The organism is Isoptericola sp. BMS4, from assembly GCF_011634835.1.
Taxonomy (GTDB): domain Bacteria; phylum Actinomycetota; class Actinomycetes; order Actinomycetales; family Cellulomonadaceae; genus Isoptericola.
Genome location: NZ_SIRP01000001.1, coordinates 1,531,240 through 1,546,978 on the forward strand (window position 1 = coordinate 1,531,240; position 15,739 = coordinate 1,546,978).

The 15,739-nt window shown below is 72.4% G+C and carries 15 protein-coding genes and 1 riboswitch; of the genes, 11 read left to right on the forward strand and 4 right to left on the reverse strand.

The window, feature by feature from the left end:
- Positions 1–17: 17 nt before the first annotated feature.
- The 10 genes from EYB28_RS06790 to EYB28_RS06835 all read left to right on the forward strand — a co-directional run bounded on the left by EYB28_RS06790 (position 18) and on the right by EYB28_RS06835 (position 10,112).
- A complete protein-coding gene (locus tag EYB28_RS06790; protein ID WP_166845951.1) occupies positions 18–1,385 on the forward strand; it encodes an ABC transporter substrate-binding protein in 1,368 nt (455 codons plus the stop codon).
- 68 nt (positions 1,386–1,453) lie between these two features.
- Positions 1,454–2,431 (forward strand): carbohydrate ABC transporter permease, encoded by a 978-nt coding sequence (locus EYB28_RS06795; protein WP_166845952.1) that lies wholly within the window; start codon positions 1,454–1,456, stop codon positions 2,429–2,431.
- Positions 2,431–3,342: a carbohydrate ABC transporter permease gene (locus EYB28_RS06800; protein WP_166845953.1), complete on the forward strand. Its 912-nt coding sequence runs from the start codon at positions 2,431–2,433 to the stop codon at positions 3,340–3,342. Before EYB28_RS06795 ends, EYB28_RS06800 begins: the two co-directional genes overlap by 1 nt.
- 109 nt (positions 3,343–3,451) lie before the next feature.
- Positions 3,452–3,539: riboswitch (ZMP/ZTP riboswitch) on the forward strand.
- Positions 3,540–3,632: 93 nt separating this feature from the next.
- Positions 3,633–4,913 (forward strand): serine hydroxymethyltransferase, encoded by a 1,281-nt coding sequence (gene glyA / locus EYB28_RS06805; protein ID WP_166845954.1) that lies wholly within the window; start codon positions 3,633–3,635, stop codon positions 4,911–4,913.
- Positions 4,914–5,065: 152 nt separating this feature from the next.
- Positions 5,066–5,947 carry a bifunctional methylenetetrahydrofolate dehydrogenase/methenyltetrahydrofolate cyclohydrolase gene (locus EYB28_RS06810; protein ID WP_166845956.1) on the forward strand — a complete coding sequence of 294 codons (882 nt, stop codon included), beginning with the start codon at positions 5,066–5,068 and terminating at the stop codon, positions 5,945–5,947.
- A gap of 27 nt (positions 5,948–5,974) precedes the next feature.
- Positions 5,975–6,838 (forward strand): PPK2 family polyphosphate kinase, encoded by an 864-nt coding sequence (locus tag EYB28_RS06815; RefSeq protein ID WP_166845957.1) that lies wholly within the window; start codon positions 5,975–5,977, stop codon positions 6,836–6,838.
- A gap of 90 nt (positions 6,839–6,928) precedes the next feature.
- A complete protein-coding gene (locus EYB28_RS06820; protein WP_166845958.1) occupies positions 6,929–7,411 on the forward strand; it encodes a VOC family protein in 483 nt (160 codons plus the stop codon).
- A gap of 71 nt (positions 7,412–7,482) precedes the next feature.
- Positions 7,483–8,304, forward strand: a complete 822-nt coding sequence (locus EYB28_RS06825; RefSeq protein WP_166845960.1) for an exodeoxyribonuclease III — start codon at positions 7,483–7,485, stop codon at positions 8,302–8,304.
- A 228-nt stretch (positions 8,305–8,532) separates the two neighbouring features.
- Positions 8,533–9,783, forward strand: coding sequence for a Na/Pi symporter (locus tag EYB28_RS06830; RefSeq protein WP_166845961.1), 1,251 nt, complete (start codon positions 8,533–8,535; stop codon positions 9,781–9,783).
- Positions 9,784–9,806: 23 nt separating this feature from the next.
- Complete coding sequence (locus EYB28_RS06835; protein ID WP_166845962.1) at positions 9,807–10,112, forward strand: hypothetical protein; 306 nt, start codon at positions 9,807–9,809, stop codon at positions 10,110–10,112.
- An 81-nt stretch (positions 10,113–10,193) separates the two neighbouring features.
- Here the strand turns inward: EYB28_RS06835 and galK are convergent, their stop codons facing one another.
- The 4 genes from galK to EYB28_RS06855 form a co-directional block, all read right to left on the reverse strand.
- Positions 10,194–11,423 carry a galactokinase gene (galK, locus tag EYB28_RS06840; protein ID WP_166845964.1) on the reverse strand — a complete coding sequence of 410 codons (1,230 nt, stop codon included), beginning with the start codon at positions 11,421–11,423 and terminating at the stop codon, positions 10,194–10,196.
- Between the two features lie 87 nt (positions 11,424–11,510).
- Positions 11,511–12,671: an Mrp/NBP35 family ATP-binding protein gene (locus EYB28_RS06845; protein WP_166845965.1), complete on the reverse strand. Its 1,161-nt coding sequence runs from the start codon at positions 12,669–12,671 to the stop codon at positions 11,511–11,513.
- Between the two features lie 9 nt (positions 12,672–12,680).
- On the reverse strand, positions 12,681–13,193 hold the full coding sequence (locus EYB28_RS06850; RefSeq protein ID WP_166845966.1) for a DUF1003 domain-containing protein: 513 nt from the start codon (positions 13,191–13,193) through the stop codon (positions 12,681–12,683).
- Positions 13,186–14,457 carry a magnesium transporter MgtE N-terminal domain-containing protein gene (locus EYB28_RS06855; protein ID WP_166845968.1) on the reverse strand — a complete coding sequence of 424 codons (1,272 nt, stop codon included), beginning with the start codon at positions 14,455–14,457 and terminating at the stop codon, positions 13,186–13,188. Before EYB28_RS06855 ends, EYB28_RS06850 begins: the two co-directional genes overlap by 8 nt.
- Positions 14,458–14,821: 364 nt before the next feature.
- Here EYB28_RS06855 and EYB28_RS06860 point away from each other — a divergent pair, with 364 nt between their 5' ends.
- Positions 14,822–15,661: a general stress protein gene (locus tag EYB28_RS06860; RefSeq protein WP_166845969.1), complete on the forward strand. Its 840-nt coding sequence runs from the start codon at positions 14,822–14,824 to the stop codon at positions 15,659–15,661.
- Positions 15,662–15,739 lie beyond the last annotated feature (78 nt).

Sequence of the window (15,739 nt, forward strand, 5' to 3'; positions counted from 1 at the left end):
ACTCAAGGAGGACTCGGATGCGCATCAGGACGTTCCAGCGCGGAGCGGCCGTCGCCGCGGCTCTCACCGTCGGGCTCGCCCTCACGGGCTGCTCGTCCGGCGGCGGCAGCGACGACGGCGCTGCCTCTGGCGGCGCTGAGGAGAGCTGCACCAACGAGATCGCGAAACCCGACGCGACCCAGGTCTCCGTCTGGGCCTGGTACCCCGCGTTCGAGAAGATCGTGGACCAGTTCAACGAGTCCCACGACGACGTGCAGGTCTGCTGGACCAACGCCGGTCAAGGAGCGGACGAGTACAACAAGTTCTCGACGGCCATCGAGGCGGGCTCCGGCGCCCCCGACGTGATCATGCTGGAGTCCGAGGTCCTGCCCACGTACACGATCCTCGGCTCGCTCGAGGACCTGTCCGCCTACGGCGCGTCCGAGCTCGAGTCCCAGTTCACGCCGGGCTCCTGGTCCGACGTCAGCAGCGGCGACGCCGTGTACGCCATCCCGGTCGACGGCGGCCCGATGGGCATGCTGTACCGCGCCGACATCTTCGAGAAGTACGGCGTGGAGCCGCCGACCACGTGGGACGACTTCGCGAAGGCCGCCCAGGACCTGCGCGACGCGGGCTACGAGGGCTACATCACGAACTACCCGACGAACGGCAACGCCCTCAACTACGCGCTGTTCGCGCAGGCGGGCTGGGCGCCGTTCGAGTACGACGCCTCCGCCCCGGAGACGATCGGCATCGACGTGGCGACGCCCGAGTCCGAGCAGGTCCTGTCGTACTGGAAGGACCTCGTCGACAAGGACCTCGTCTCGACCGACGACGCGTTCACCAGCGACTACAACACCAGCCTGGTGGACGGCACCTACGCCGTGTACCTGGCGGCGGCGTGGGGCCCGGGCTACCTCCAGGGGCTCTCCGACGCCGACACCGACGCGACGTGGAAGGCCGCCCCGCTGCCCCAATGGGACGAGGCGAACCCCGTGCAGGTGAACTGGGGCGGCTCCACCTTCGCGGTCACCACGCAGGCGGACGACAAGGAGGCCGCGTACGAGGTCGCGAGCGGCCTGTTCGGCACGATGGACGCCTGGAAGTCGGGGATCGACGACGCCGCCCTCTTCCCGCAGTGGAACGAGGCGCTGCAGTCCGACTACTTCGTCAACAAGAAGTACGACTTCTTCGGCGGGCAGCAGATCAACTCCGACGTCTTCCTCGAGGCGGCGAACGGCTACCAGGGCTTCTCGTTCAGCCCCTTCCAGGTCTACGCGTACGACCAGCAGACCCAGGCGCTGTACGACATGGTCGAGAACGACGGCGACGCGGCCACCGCGCTGCAGACCATCCAGGACAGCCTGGTCCAGTACGCCCAGCAGCAGGGCTTCACCGTCCAGTGACGGTCCGGGTCGCGGGCCGCTGGGCCGGCCCGCGACCCCCGTCGCACAGCATCGCGCAGGGAGTTGACATGACGACGTCGTCGACGACGGTCGGTGCGCCCGAGGCGGGCGCCCCCGCCGGCCGGGCGCGGCCCGGCGGCAGGCGGAACGCCTCGACCAGCACCATCGACAGCAAGCGCCAGTGGTGGGGATGGCTCTACGTCACCCCGTTCACCATCGTGTTCCTGCTCTTCCTCGTCGTACCGCTGGCGTACGCGTTCTGGATGAGCCTGCACAACAAGGGCATCGCCACGGGCGGCCAGTCGGTCTTCGTGGGGATCGACAACTACACGCGGGCCTTCACCGACCCGATCTTCCTGGCGGGCCTGGCGCGCGTCGCGAAGTTCGTCGTCGTCATGGTGCCGATCCAGATCGGGCTGGCGCTGCTGTGCGCACTCGTGCTGGACACGCTCGCCACCCGGCTGAGCAAGGCGTCCCGCCTGCTGATCTTCGTGCCGTACGCCGTGCCCGCCGTCATCGGCGCGCTGATGTGGGGGTTCCTGTACAGCCCCCGGTTCGGCCCCGCCGGCGACATCTTCGGGCTGTTCGGCCTCGACGCCCCGGACTTCCTCAGCTCGAGCGCGATCTTCGGGTCCCTGGTCAACATCGTGACCTGGCAGTGGGTCGGCTACTACATGATCATCCTGTACTCCGCGCTGCGCACGATCGACCCGTCGGTCTACGAGGCCGCGCGCATCGACGGCGCCAGCGGTCCGCAGATCGCCCTGCGGATCAAGGTGCCGATGGTGTCGTCGTCGATGGTCATGGTGCTCGTGTTCTCGCTCATCGGCACCCTGCAGTTCTTCACCGAGCCGACCGTGCTGCGGTCCGTCGCCCAGGGCGCGATCCCCTCGGACTACACGCCGAACATGTACGCGTACTCGCTGGCGTTCTCCTACAGCCAGTTCAACTACGCGTCCACGATCGCGTTCGCGCTCGGCATCTTCGTGTTCATCGGGTCGTACATCTTCCTGTTCGCGACCCGCAAGCAGAGCGGACTCAAGTGATGGCCACGATCACCCGGAACACCTCGTCCACCGCGAGCGACGCCCGCCGGCCGGCGGGACGCGCCGGCGGCCGCCGCATCGGCTCGCACACGTTCCTGCTCCTCATGGCCCTGTACTTCGTGGTGCCGCTGTGGTTCCTCGTCGTCGGTTCGACCAAGTCGAACAGCGGGCTGTTCGTCGGGTCGGGGGGCGCGCTGTGGTTCAACTCCGAGTTCTCCCTGGTGGACAACGTCCGGGGCCTCTTCGAGCACCAGGGCGGCATCTACTGGATCTGGCTGCGGAACTCGTTCGTCTACGCGTTCGCGGGCGGCGTCGGGTCCACGGTGCTGGCGGTGCTCGCGGGCTACGGCCTGGCCAAGTACCGGTTCAAGGGGCGCAACGCCTACTTCGCCGTGCTGCTCGGCTCCGTCATGGTCCCGCTCACCGCCCTGACCATCCCGACGTTCGTGCTGCTGTCCAGCCTCGGGCTCATCAACACGATGTGGGCCGTCGTCCTGCCGTCGCTGCTCAGCCCGATCGGCGTCTACCTCGTGCGCGTGTACTCGCAGGACGCGATCCCCGACGAGATGCTGGACGCCGGGCGGGTCGACGGGGCCGGCGAGCTGCGGCTCTTCTTCCGCGTGGCGCTGCCGCTCCTGCGCCCGGCCGTGGTCACTGTGCTCCTGCTGGCGACGGTGTTCAGCTGGAACAACTTCTTCCTCCCGCTGGCGGTGCTGCGCGACACCGACCTGCTGCCGGTGACGGTGGGCCTGAACCAGTGGCAGGCGCTGTCGAACGCCGGAGCCGGCGGCGAGCAGGTGTGGAACCTCATCGTCACGGGCGCGCTGGTGTCGATCGTGCCGCTCATCGCGGCGTTCCTCGGCCTGCAGAAGTACTGGCAGGGCGGACTGTCCCTGGGCGCCATCAAGTAGCCGTGGGCCCCGCCGCCCCGGGAGGGCCGCCACGCGACGGCGGTGGCCTCCCGGGGCGGTCGTGCGTCCGGGCGCGGGCCGCCCTGCCCCGCCGGGTGATCGGCTAGGATCACCGTGTCGCGACTGGCGTACAGGTGGATCACCACCGGGGAGCGACGCGCTGTGCTGACGACGGGTCGTTCGCCTGGGCCCGTTCGCTCGATGACCCCGTCCGACACCCTGGGCGGTCCGAGGGGCCTTGCCGCCCGACCGCCGTCCGACCGCCGTCCGACACAGCAGGAGAACGCCGCATGAGCACTGCCGACCCCATGAACGCGCCCCTGGCCGAGCTCGACCCCGAGATCGCGGCCGTCCTCGAGGAGGAGCTGGCGCGCCAGCGCGACACCCTCGAGATGATCGCGAGCGAGAACTTCGTCCCCCGCGCGGTGCTGCAGGCGCAGGGCAGCGTCCTGACCAACAAGTACGCCGAGGGCTACCCCGGCCGTCGCTACTACGGCGGCTGCGAGCAGGTCGACATCGCGGAGAACCTGGCGATCGACCGCGCCAAGGACCTGTTCGGTGCCGAGGCCGTCAACGTGCAGCCGCACTCCGGCGCGCAGGCCAACGCCGCCGTGCTCCACGCCCTCATCAACGCGGGCGACAAGATCCTCGGCCTCGAGCTGGCCCACGGCGGCCACCTCACGCACGGCATGAAGATCAACTTCTCCGGCAAGCTCTACGACGTCGGCGCCTACGGCGTCGACCCCACCACGCACCGCATCGAGATGGACGAGGTGCGCAAGAGGGCGCTGGAGCACCGCCCGGACGTCATCATCGCCGGCTGGTCGGCCTACCCGCGCCAGCTCGACTTCGCCGCGTTCCGCGAGGTCGCCGACGAGGTCGGGGCCAAGCTCTGGGTGGACATGGCGCACTTCGCCGGGCTGGTCGCCGCCGGCCTGCACCCCTCCCCTGTCCCGCACGCCGACGTCACCAGCTCCACGGTGCACAAGACCATCGGCGGCCCGCGCTCCGGCTTCATCCTGAGCAAGGACGAGTACGCCAAGAAGATCAACTCGGCCGTGTTCCCGGGGCAGCAGGGCGGTCCGCTCATGCACGCGATCGCGGCCAAGGCCGTGGCGTTCAAGGTGGCGGGCACCGAGGCGTTCAAGGACCGCCAGGAGCGCACGCTGCGCGGTGCGCGGATCATCGCCGAGCGCCTGTCGCAGGCCGACGTCGGCGAGCGGGGCGTGTCCGTGCTCACCGGCGGCACCGACGTGCACCTCGTGCTCGTCGATCTGCGCAACTCCGCGCTCGACGGCCAGCAGACGGAGGACCTCCTGCACGACGCGGGCATCACCGTGAACCGCAACGCCGTGCCGTTCGACCCGCGCCCGCCGCGTGTCACCTCCGGCCTGCGGATCGGCACCCCGGCGCTCGCCACGCGCGGGTTCGGCGACGCCGAGTTCACCGAGGTCGCGGACATCATCGCCACGGCCCTGCGCGACGGCGCGTCCGCCGACGTCGACGCCCTCGCCGCACGCGTCGCGAAGCTCACCGCGGACTTCCCGCTCTACCCCGGCCTGCAGCAGTAGCCCGCACCGCCCCGGTGGCCTGCCGAACATGTGGTTGGTCCGGGATTCGTATGCCGAATCCCGGACCAACCACATGTTCGGCGCCGAGGAACGACATGTTCGGCGCCGGGACAGCCACGGCGCACCGACGACCCTGAGGTGAGGACGCACGGATGACGGCACAGAAGCTGGACGGCAAGGCCACCGCGGCCGAGATCAAGGCGGAGCTGCGCGAGCGCGTGACGGCGCTGCGCGAGCGCGGCGTGACCCCCGGGCTGGGCACCCTGCTGGTGGGCGACGACCCCGGCTCGCAGTGGTACGTCGCGGGCAAGCACCGCGACTGCGCCGAGGTGGGCATCGAGTCCCTCCGTGAGGACCTGCCCGCGGACGCGACCCAGGCCGACATCGAGGCCGCCGTGCAGCGGCTCAACGACGACCCCGCCTGCACCGGGTTCATCGTGCAGCTGCCGCTGCCGCAGGGCATCGACACCAACCGGGTCCTCGAGCTCGTCGACCCGGCCAAGGACGCCGACGGCCTGCACCCGACCAACCTCGGTCGCCTCGTGCTGCGCGTCAACGAGCCGATCGACTCCCCGCTGCCGTGCACCCCGCGCGGCATCATCGACCTCATGCTGCGGCACGACGTCGACCTGACGGGCAAGGAGGTCGTCGTCCTCGGTCGCGGCGTCACCGTGGGCCGGCCCATCGGCCTGCTGCTGACGCGCCGAGCGGTCAACGCGACCGTCACGCTCACGCACACCGGCACGCGCGACCTGCCGGAGCTCGTGCGGCGCGCCGACGTCGTCGTCGCGGGCGCGGGCGTCAAGGGGCTCGTGACGGCCGACATGGTCAAGCCGGGCGCGGTGCTCATCGACGTCGGCGTCTCGCGCGAGACCGACCCGGAGACCGGGAAGTCGCGCGTCGTGGGCGACATCGACCCCGCGGCCCGCGAGGTCGCGTCGTGGTACTCGCCCAACCCCGGCGGTGTCGGGCCGATGACGCGCGCCATGCTGCTCGCGAACGTCGTCGAGACCGCGGAGCGCCTGGCCGTCTGACTCGCCCGGGTCCGCCACCATGGACACATGACCGCGGGAGACGGGAACGGCTGGACGGACGATCCGGGAACCCTGCTCCGGGTGGGGCGGGGGTTCCGGCTCGCCGACGTCGACCCGGAGGCGACGCCCGGGTACGAGGGGTCCAAGAAGGACGGCCGGACCGACCTCGCGGCTGGTGCACAGCGGCTCGGCGCGCTGCAGGAACGGCTCTTCGCGCAGAGCCGGGACGACCCGTGCGCGCCCGCCGTCCTGCTCGTCCTGCAGGGCATGGACTCCGCGGGCAAGGGCGGCGTCGTGCGGCACGTGGTCGGCGCTGCCGACCCGCAGGGGGTCCGCCTGGTGGCGTTCAAGGCGCCGACGCCCGCCGAGCTGGCGCACGATTTCCTCTGGCGCGTCGAGCGGGAGGTGCCCCCGGCCGGGTACGTCGGCGTCTTCGACCGGTCGCACTACGAGGACGTGCTCATCGGCAGGGTGCGGGGGCTCGCGCCCGCCGACGAGATCGAGCGCCGGTACGGCGCGATCACGGCGTTCGAGGACCGGCTCGTCGAGCGCGGCGTCCACCTGGTCAAGGTGATGCTGCACATCTCCGCGGACGAGCAGAAGCGGCGTCTCGGCCGGCGGCTCGCCCGACCGGACAAGCACTGGAAGTACCACCCGGAGGATGTCGACGAGAGGTTGCTGTGGCCGCGGTACATGGACGCGTTCCAGACCGCCCTCGAGCGGACCTCGACCGTGCGGGCTCCCTGGTTCGTGGTGCCCGCGAACGCGAAGTGGTATGCGCGCCTCGCGGTCCAGGCCCTGCTGGTCGGCACTCTGGCGGCCGTCGACCCGCGCTGGCCCGCCGCCACCTTCGACGTCGAGGCCGAGCGGGCACGCCTGGAAGCCACGTGACCCACCGATGAGTCCGCGGCCGGGGCGCGGTCTCACCCGACACCACCGCCGGCCACCGGGGCCGGCGGGCGACGGCGACGGGAGACGACGATGGTCGACGTCCGTACCCACCTGTGGTTCGGCAACGACAAGGCCTACGAGGCCGCCGAGTTCTACGCCGCGCACATCCCGGACTCCTCCGTGGACGCCGTGCAGGTCGCGCCCGAGGGCGTGCCGGGCGTCGAGCCCGGGGCTCCGTTCGTGGTCGAGTTCACGCTCGCCGGGCACCGGGTGGTCGGGCTCAGCGCCGGTCCGGCGCTCCACCTGGACGAGGCGTTCAGCTTCTACCTGCGTCTCGACGGCCAGGACGAGGTCGACCACTACTGGGAGGTCCTCACCTCGGGAGGCGGCGAGCCCGGCCCGTGCGGCTGGTGCAAGGACCGGTTCGGCGTCTCGTGGCAGGTGATCCCGAAGCAGCTCGAGGACCTGTGCGGCGACTACTCGACGCCGGCGAACCTGCGCGCGATGAACGCGATGCTGCAGATGGGCAAGATCGACGTCGCCGCGCTGGAGGCCGCCTACGCCGGGGAGTGAACCGGGCGGCTCCCCGGGCACGTCGTCGCGTGTGACGGGGCGTGTCGGCGTCGTGTGATGGGATGTGCGGCGTGCTGATCGTCGCCACCGCCAACGTCAACGGGATCCGCGCCGCCTTCCGGCGCCGCATGGACGCCTGGATCGCCGACCGGACGCCCGACGTCCTCCTGCTGCAGGAGGTACGCGCGCCCGACGAGCTGGTGCGCGAGTACCTCGACGGGTGGCACGTGGCCCACGAGCCGTCCGAGCTCAAGGGGCGCGCCGGGGTCGCGGTCGCGTCGCGGTTCCCCCTGCGCGAGGTGCGCACCGGGCTGGCGCAGCACGGCCCGGCGGGGGAGCAGGAGCCGCCGGTGGACACCGGCCGGTGGATCGAGGCCGACGTCGTGCTGCCGGACGGCGGCCTGGTCACCGTCGTCTCCGCCTACCTGCACTCGGGGTCGACGAACCCGGGGCAGGAGCACACGATGGCGGCCAAGTACGCCCACCTGGACAAGGTGACGGCGCGGCTCGCCGAGCTGGGCGAGGCCGCCCACCCCGTGCTGACGGCGGGCGACCTCAACATCGCCCACCGCGAGGTCGACATCGCGAACTGGAAGGGCAACCTGAAGAGCGCGGGGTTCCTGCCGGACGAGCGCGCCTACGTGGACCGGTGGACGGGTGAGCTCGGCTGGACGGACCTGGGCCGCGCGCACGGTGGGGACGGCCCCGGCCCGTTCACCTGGTGGACGTGGCGCGGCAAGGCGTACGAGAACGACCGGGGCTGGCGCATCGACTACCAGCTCGCGAACGCGGCGCTGGCGGAGCGCGCCCTCAAGGTCGAGGTCGACCGGGCGCCGTCGTACGAGGAGCGCTGGAGCGACCACGCCGCGGTCGTCGCCACCTACGACCTCTGAGCGTCCCCGGACGCTGTGGGTACGAAGAGTGCGGGATTCCAGGCCGGAATCCCGCACTCTTCGTACCCACAGCGGGTGGCCCGGGTGAACGTGTGACGGACACCACGCGAAGTGTTCATCTTCTCGTAACCTTCGATCCCTCGTGACTTCACCCCCCGCTGGTGTGCTCCTGGTGTCAGGTTCACAGCGGGCGTCGTCCGGCGCCCATCACCCACGGGGAGCCCCCGCATGACCGACGTCGCCACGAGGCCGGCCGGCGCCACCGAGAACCCGTCCGAGGCCGTCGAGGGCACCGCGGCCACTCGCGCTCGCCTCGTCAGCCCCTTCGAGCGCCTCGGCCTGTCCGGCCGGGCGCTGAGCTGGGCGAACTGGCTCGGCGTCGTCGCCGGCGTCTACGTGCTGATCACCTCCGTCGAGCTCATCGGGTCCGGCTTCAAGGCCGCCACCGGAGGCACGGCGGAGTCGCTGTTCGCGTTCGCGTCGAACCCCTTCGTCGCACTGATGGTGGGCGTGCTGTTCACCGCCGCGACGCAGTCGAGCTCCACCACCACCTCGGTGACGGTAGGCCTGGTGGCCGGCGGCCTGCCGATCGAGATCGCGATCCCCATGCTCATGGGCGCCAACATCGGCACCACCATGACGAACACGCTCGTGAGCCTCGGCATGGCGCGGGACCGCGACGACTTCCGCCGGGCGTTCTCCGCCGCGACGGTGCACGACTTCTTCAACCTCGTCGCCGTGGCGATCTTCCTGCCGCTCGAGCTGATGTTCGGCCTGCTGGAGCGCGCGTCGGGCTGGCTCGCGGACGCGACCGGAGGTTCCGACGGCGGGGTCGTCGCGAGCGTCTTCGCCGCGGCCGGGACCGTCGTGGACGCGGTGACGGAGCCGCTGGCGAACCTGCTCGAGTCCGGCACGTCGTTCCTGCCGGGCGCCTGGCACGGCATCGTCATGATCGTGCTCGGGATCGGTCTGATCCTGGCCGTCATCACCTGGCTCGGCAAGCTGCTCAAGGTGCTCCTCGTCGGGCGCGCGGCGCATGTGCTGCACCGGTCCGTCGGCCGCGGCCCGATGAGCGGCGTGGCCAGCGGCGCCGTCGTGACGATGATGGTGCAGTCCTCGTCGACGACGACCAGCCTCATGATCCCGCTCGCCGGGTCGGGCACCTTCACCCTGAAGCAGGTCTACCCGTTCACCGTCGGGGCGAACATCGGCACCACCATCACCGCGCTGATCGCGGCGTTCGCGTTCACCGGGGCCGAGGGCGAGCTGGCGCTGCAGGCGGCGTTCGTCCACGTGCTGTTCAACGTCTTCGCTGCGCTGGTCGTCTTCGGGCTGCCGTTCATGCGCCAGCTCCCGCTGCGCGGCGCGACCTGGCTCGGTAATCTCGCTGCCACCAACAAGGTGTGGGCGGCCGCGTGGACGCTCGGCGTGTTCGTCGGCATCCCGCTGGCCCTCATCGGCATCACCGCGGTGCTGTGAGGCCGTACCGCGAGGGGGACCGGATGACGAGCGAGCGCCCCGAGGACGCGGCCGCCGTCGAGCGCGAGCTCGAACGGATCGTCGCGGAGGCCGAGACGCGGCTCGCGGAGGTCCGCCGCGAGCTCGCCGAGCGGCGGCGCCGGTCCGCGGAGCACGCCGCCCAGCACGCCGAGATCGACCGGCTGGAGGAGCACCTCGCCAACGCGACCGTCCGCTGGGGCGAGGTGCGCGACTTCTTCGACGACGTCATCACGCACCTGCGGGCACCCGGCGACCCGCAGGAGCCTGAGGCCGAGGGCGGCACGGACCGCGACGACCCGCCGGCCTGAGACGTGTTGTGGGCGTGATTTTGGCGCTATTCCGTCAGGAATAGCGCCAAAATCACGCCCACAACGCTTCCGGGGAGAGTTTCAGAGGGCCGGGGCCGAGGGCGGCGCGAGCAGGAAGCCCGGCGCGGTGAGCCCGGCGTCGTCGAACGCCGCCTGCACCACCGTGACCACCGTCTCGACGTCCTCCACCCGCACCAGCGCGATGGCCGACCCGCCGAACCCGCCGCCGGTCATGCGGGCCCCCAGCGCCCCGGCGCCGACGGCGCTGTCCACCACGAGGTCGAGCTCGCGGGCGGACACCTCGTAGTCGTCGCGCAGCGAGGCGTGCGAGGCGTTCATCAGCGGCCCGACCTCGGTGACCCGTCCGTCGCGCACCAGCGCGACGAACTGCGCCGTCCGGGCGATCTCCGTCACGACGTGGCGCACGCGGCGGCGCAGCACCCCGTCGGGGTCGTGGGGCTCCAGGGCCACCAGGGCACCCTCGAGCGCCTCCGGGGCGACGTCGCGCAGCGTCTCGACGCCCAGCAGCGACGCGGCCCGCTCGCACGACGCTCGCCGCTCGGCGTACTGCCCGTCCACGAGCGCGTGCTCCGCGCGGGTGTCCACGACGAGCAGCGTGAGGCGTGCGGGCTCGAGGTCGAACGGGACGGGGGTGCCCGACTCCAGGGCGGACAGGCCGGGGCGGCTGTCGACCAGCAACGCGTGCCCGGCGGTGCAGCGCAGCGACGCCGCCTGGTCCATCCCGCCCGTCGGGGCGCCCGCGACCTCGTTCTCCGCCCGCACGCAGGCGGACACCAGCGCCGCCCGGCCGGCGTCGTCGGCAGCCAGGCCCAGCTGGTGCACCTCGTCGAGCGCCACCGCCACGGCGCACTCCAGCGCCGCCGAGGACGACAGCCCCGCGCCGAACGGGACGCAGGAGTCCACGACCGCGTCGAAGCCGGAGACGTCGTGGCCGTCCTTCGCCAGCGCCCAGGCGACGCCCGCGACGTACGCGCCCCAGCCGGTCACGGCCCCGGGAGCCACGTCCGCGAGCCGGGTCTGCCAGAGCTCGCCCGGCGCTTGCGCGGACGCCAGCCGCACGACGTCGTCGTCGCGCCGGCGCAGCGCGACGTACGTCCGGTGGGGGAGCGCCGTCGGCAGCGCCAGGCCGCCGTTGTAGTCCGTGTGCTCGCCGATGAGGTTGACCCGCCCCGGCGCGGACCACACGCCGTCCGGCGCGCCGACCGCGGGGAAGGACCTGCCGAACAGGTCGCGCACGCGCTGCGCGCCGTCGTCGGGGGACCAGGACTCGAGCCAAGCGGGAGACGTCATGGCCCCCAGTATCACAGTGCCGGTCGGCGCCCCGGGGGCGCCGATCGGCACGTGAGAGCGTCGGAGCGTCTGGTCGTGGCGCGGACGTCAGCGCGAGACCGGGCTGAGGTTCAGCCGCATCCCCGCGAGCCCCCGCGACCGGGTCGCCAGCCCGCGGGCGACGTCGCGCAGCACCTGCGCCCCCGGGGCGTCCGGGTCGGACAGCACCACCGGCGTGCCGTCGTCGCCCGCCGCGCGGACCGCGACGTCGAGCGGCACCTGGCCGAGCAGCGGCACGTCCGCCCCGAGCGTGTCCGCGAGCCGGTCAGCCACCCGCTGCCCACCGCCGGACCCGAAGACCTCGAGCCGCGACCCGTCCGGCTGCGTCAGCCACGACATGTTCTCCACGACGCCGACGACGCCCTGGTTGGTCTGCGTGGCGATGGAGCCGGCGCGCTCGGCAACCTCCGCCGCGGCCGCCTGCGGCGTCGTCACCACGAGGATCTCGCTGCCCGGCAGGAGCTGCGCCACCGAGATCGCGATGTCCCCGGTGCCCGGCGGCAGGTCGAGCAGCAGCACGTCCAGGTCGCCCCAGAACACGTCCGCGAGGAACTGCTCCAGCGCCCGGTGCAGCATCGGACCGCGCCACACCACCGGCTGCCCCTCGGGCACGAACATCCCGATCGACACGACCTTCACGCCGTGCTCGACCGGCGGCAGCAGCATCGAGTCCACCCGGGTGGGCTGGCGGTCCACGCCCAGCATGCGCGGGATCGAGAAGCCGTAGATGTCCGCGTCCACCACGCCGACGCTGAGTCCGTCCGCCGCCATCGCCGCGGCCAGGTTCGCCGTCACCGACGACTTGCCGACACCGCCCTTGCCCGACGCGACCGCGTACACCTTCGTCAGCGACCCCGGCTGGGAGAACGGGATCACCGGGTCGCCGGTACCGCCCCGCAGGCGCGAGCGCAGCGCCGCCCGCTGCTCCGGAGACATCACGCCGAGCTCGACGTCCGCCGACGCCACGCCGTCCACCGCCTCCGTCGCGGCCGTGACCTCCCGCACGAGCGTGCTCTTCATCGGGCACCCCGCGATCGTCAGGTCGATGCCCACCGTGACCCGCGCGCCGTCCGGCCCCTCGCCGTCGTGCACCTCCACCGACCGGACCATGTCCAGCTCCGTGACCGGCCGGCGGATCTCCGGGTCGATCACCGACGCCAGCGCGGAACGGACGCGGTCGGCGAGCGTGGGGCGGTCGTCGGAGGTCATGCCTCGATCCTACGAGGACGTCGGGCGCGGCCGGTCACCCGGTGGCCGGTCGCGCTCCTCCAGCTCCTCCAGCAGGCTCCGGATCTCCGACCGCACGAAGTCGCGCGTGGCGACCTCGCCCAGCGCGAGGCGCAGCGCCGCCATCTCCCGTGCCAGGTACTCCGTGTCGGCGAGGTTGCGCTCGGCGCGCTGCCGGTCCTGCTCCGCCGTCACACGGTCCCGGTCGTCCTGACGGTTCTGCGCCAGCAGGATCAGCGGGGCGGCGTAGCTCGCCTGCAGGGACAGCATCAGCGTCAGCGCCGTGAACCCGTTCGCGGCGCTGTCGAACCTCAGCTCCTGAGGACCCCAGGCGTTCCACGCCAGCCAGAGGGCGCAGAAGACCGTCAGATAGACCAGGAACCGCGGCGTGCCGAGGAAACGGGCGATCGCCTCGGTGGCCTTGCCCACCGCGTCCTGGTCCATCCGCGGGCGGGGGATGAAGGTGCGCCGGCTCTCCTTCGGCAGGTCCAGGCGGTCAGTCACGCGGCACCTCCTCGAGGTCCTCGTCGACCTGCTCTCGCCAGTCGTCCGGGAGGATGTGGTCGAGCACGTCGTCCACCGACACGGCGCCGAGCAGCCGCCGCTCCGGGTCGAGCACCGGCAGCGCCAGCAGGTCGTACGCGGCGAGCATGCGCGTCACCCGCCCGACCGGGGCGTCCGGGGTCAGCCACTCCGTGCCCGTGTCCAGCATCGAGCCGATCGCCGCGTGCGGCGGCTCGCGCAGGAGACGCTGGAAGTGCGCCACCCCGAGCAGCCGCCCCGTCGGCGTCTCCAGCGGCGGGCGCACCACGAACACCATCGACGCCAGCGCCGGCGGCAGGTCCTGCCGGCGGATCTGCGCCAGCGCCGTCGCGATCGTCGTCTCCGGGCCCAGGATCACCGGGTCCGTCGTCATCAGACCGCCCGCCGTGTCCTCGTCGTACGTGAGCAGACGGCGGACGTCCTCCGCCTCCTCCGGCTCCATCAGCTCCAGGAGCCGCGTCGCCTGCTGCTCGGGCAGCTCGTTCAGCAGGTCCGCCGCGTCGTCGGGGTCCATCGCCTCCAGGACGTCCGCCGCACGGTCCACCTCCAGGCGCGACAGGATCGCGACCTGGTCGTCCTCCGGCAGCTCCTCCAGCACGTCCGCCAGCCGCTCGTCGTCCAGAGCGTCCGCCACCTCCGCCCGCCGCGCGTCACCCAGCTCGTGCAGCGCGTCCGCGAGATCCGCCGGCCGCATGTCCACGTACGCCTCGAGGAGCTTCGTCGCCCCCTGGTCCCCCGTGGACCCCGCCAGCCCGGTCACGGCGTCCACCGGCACCACCAGCGTCTCGCCCCGACGACGCAGCGACAGCCCGCGCGTCGGCTGCCGGCGCCGCACGAACAGCTGGTCGACGAGCCAGTCCCCGGTCCGCTGCCGGGTCATCGACAGGTCCTCGACCGACGCCTCGCCCGTCCCGTCCGCCAGCTGCACCGGACGGTCCAGCAGGTCGCCCAGCACCAGCGACTCCATCGCCCGCTGCTCGAAACGGCGCATGTTCAGCAGCCCCGTCGAGATGACCTGACCCGCGTCGATCGCCGTCACCCGCGTCATCGGCAGGAACACGCGCCGCCGGCCCGGGACCTCCACGACCAGGCCCACCGCCCGGGGGAAGCCCTTCGCCCGGATGACGACGACGACGTCGCGCACCCGACCCACCTCGTCGCCGATCGGGTCGAAGACCTGGGTGCCGGCCAGGCGCGCCACGAAGACCCTCGTCGCCGTGCTCACCGCACCTCCTCCCCGCGCGACACCCCGACCTTCGGCGCTCCTGCGCGGGGGCTCGTCGCGTCCACGGTGTCGTGCTGGCGTGGCCGCTGCGGTGCCTCGCTGTGGCCGCTGCGGTGCCTCGCTGCGGTGCGCCTCGTACCTCGGCGTCCCTGCGCGGGGGCTCCTCGCGTCCACGGTGTCGTGCTGGCGTGGCCGCTGCGGTGCCTCGCTCCGGTGCGCCTCGTACCTCGGCGTCCCCGCGCGGGGGCTCCTCGCGTCCACGCGCGCCAGCCTACGTGGGCGACGCCCCCCGTTCCTGGTGGCAGGCCAGCGAGGCGCGCGCGATCTGCTGGTGCCGGTGCCGACCGTGGTACAGACTGGGCGAATGAGCTTCAGCCAGAAAGCTGTGCCCCGCGTCCCGACGCTCCCGGGCGGTGACGAGGTCGCGGCCTACGACACCTACCTCGAGGCCCAGCAGGCGGTCGACTACCTGTCCGACAACAAGTTCCCCGTCGAGCACGTGACGATCGTCGGGACGGACCTGCGCATGGTCGAGCGCGTCACCGGCCGCCTCTCCTACGGCCGGGTCGCGCTCGCGGGCGCCCTGTCCGGCGCGTGGTTCGGTTTCTTCGTCGGGCTGCTGCTCTCGCTCTTCGGCGGAACGGGGGCGACCAGCGTGATCTTCGTCGGCATCGCCCTCGGCGCCGGGTTCGGACTGATGTTCTCCGTGCTGTCCTACGCCTTCACCGGCGGCCGGCGCGACTTCACCTCGTCGTCGCAGATCGTCGCGTCCTCGTACGCGATCCTGTGCGCCGCGGAGCAGGCCGGCGACGCGCGCGCGATGCTCATGGAGTCGCCCAGCGGGCTGGGCAAGGCGCGCCGGGGGAGCACCACACGGCAGGCCGCCCCGGCGACGACGACGGCGGCACCCGGCGCCGAGGCGCCGCCCGCGCCCCGCACCCCGGACCCGCGCTGGACGACGCCCAGCGGACAACCGCGCTACGGCGCCATGCGGCCCGACCAGCCGCAGTCGCCCGCCCAGGCGGCTCCGCCCCAGCAGACCACGACGCCGGACCAGGCTCAGCAGCCCGCCCAGCCGCAGGCGCCCGCGCAGCCGGAGCAGACCCAGCAGCCGGAGCCCCAGCAGCCCGCGCCGCCGCAGTCTCAGCCGGAGGAGCCGCGGGACCCGTACGCGCCGCCGTCGGACGACGACCGCCGCGCCTGAGGCACCACCCCGGGTCGGCAGTTCGTCCCCGGGTCGGCACACAAGTCTGCCGACCCGGGGACGGAGTGCCGACCCGGC

Excerpts from the sequence above, each read along its gene's own strand:
- EYB28_RS06800 (WP_166845953.1), top strand. The coding sequence starts at position 2,431 with ATGGCCACGATCACCCGGAACACCTCGTCCACCGCGAGCGACGCCCGC.
- EYB28_RS06795 (WP_166845952.1), top strand. The coding sequence starts at position 1,454 with ATGACGACGTCGTCGACGACGGTCGGTGCGCCCGAGGCGGGCGCCCCC.
- glyA (WP_166845954.1), top strand. The coding sequence starts at position 3,633 with ATGAGCACTGCCGACCCCATGAACGCGCCCCTGGCCGAGCTCGACCCC.
- EYB28_RS06790 (WP_166845951.1), top strand. The coding sequence starts at position 18 with ATGCGCATCAGGACGTTCCAGCGCGGAGCGGCCGTCGCCGCGGCTCTC.
- EYB28_RS06815 (WP_166845957.1), top strand. The coding sequence starts at position 5,975 with ATGACCGCGGGAGACGGGAACGGCTGGACGGACGATCCGGGAACCCTG.
- EYB28_RS06810 (WP_166845956.1), top strand. The coding sequence starts at position 5,066 with ATGACGGCACAGAAGCTGGACGGCAAGGCCACCGCGGCCGAGATCAAG.
- EYB28_RS06830 (WP_166845961.1), top strand. The coding sequence starts at position 8,533 with ATGACCGACGTCGCCACGAGGCCGGCCGGCGCCACCGAGAACCCGTCC.
- EYB28_RS06835 (WP_166845962.1), top strand. The coding sequence starts at position 9,807 with ATGACGAGCGAGCGCCCCGAGGACGCGGCCGCCGTCGAGCGCGAGCTC.
- EYB28_RS06820 (WP_166845958.1), top strand. The coding sequence starts at position 6,929 with ATGGTCGACGTCCGTACCCACCTGTGGTTCGGCAACGACAAGGCCTAC.
- galK (WP_166845964.1), bottom strand. The coding sequence starts at position 11,423 with ATGACGTCTCCCGCTTGGCTCGAGTCCTGGTCCCCCGACGACGGCGCG.
- EYB28_RS06860 (WP_166845969.1), top strand. The coding sequence starts at position 14,822 with ATGAGCTTCAGCCAGAAAGCTGTGCCCCGCGTCCCGACGCTCCCGGGC.
- EYB28_RS06845 (WP_166845965.1), bottom strand. The coding sequence starts at position 12,671 with ATGACCTCCGACGACCGCCCCACGCTCGCCGACCGCGTCCGTTCCGCG.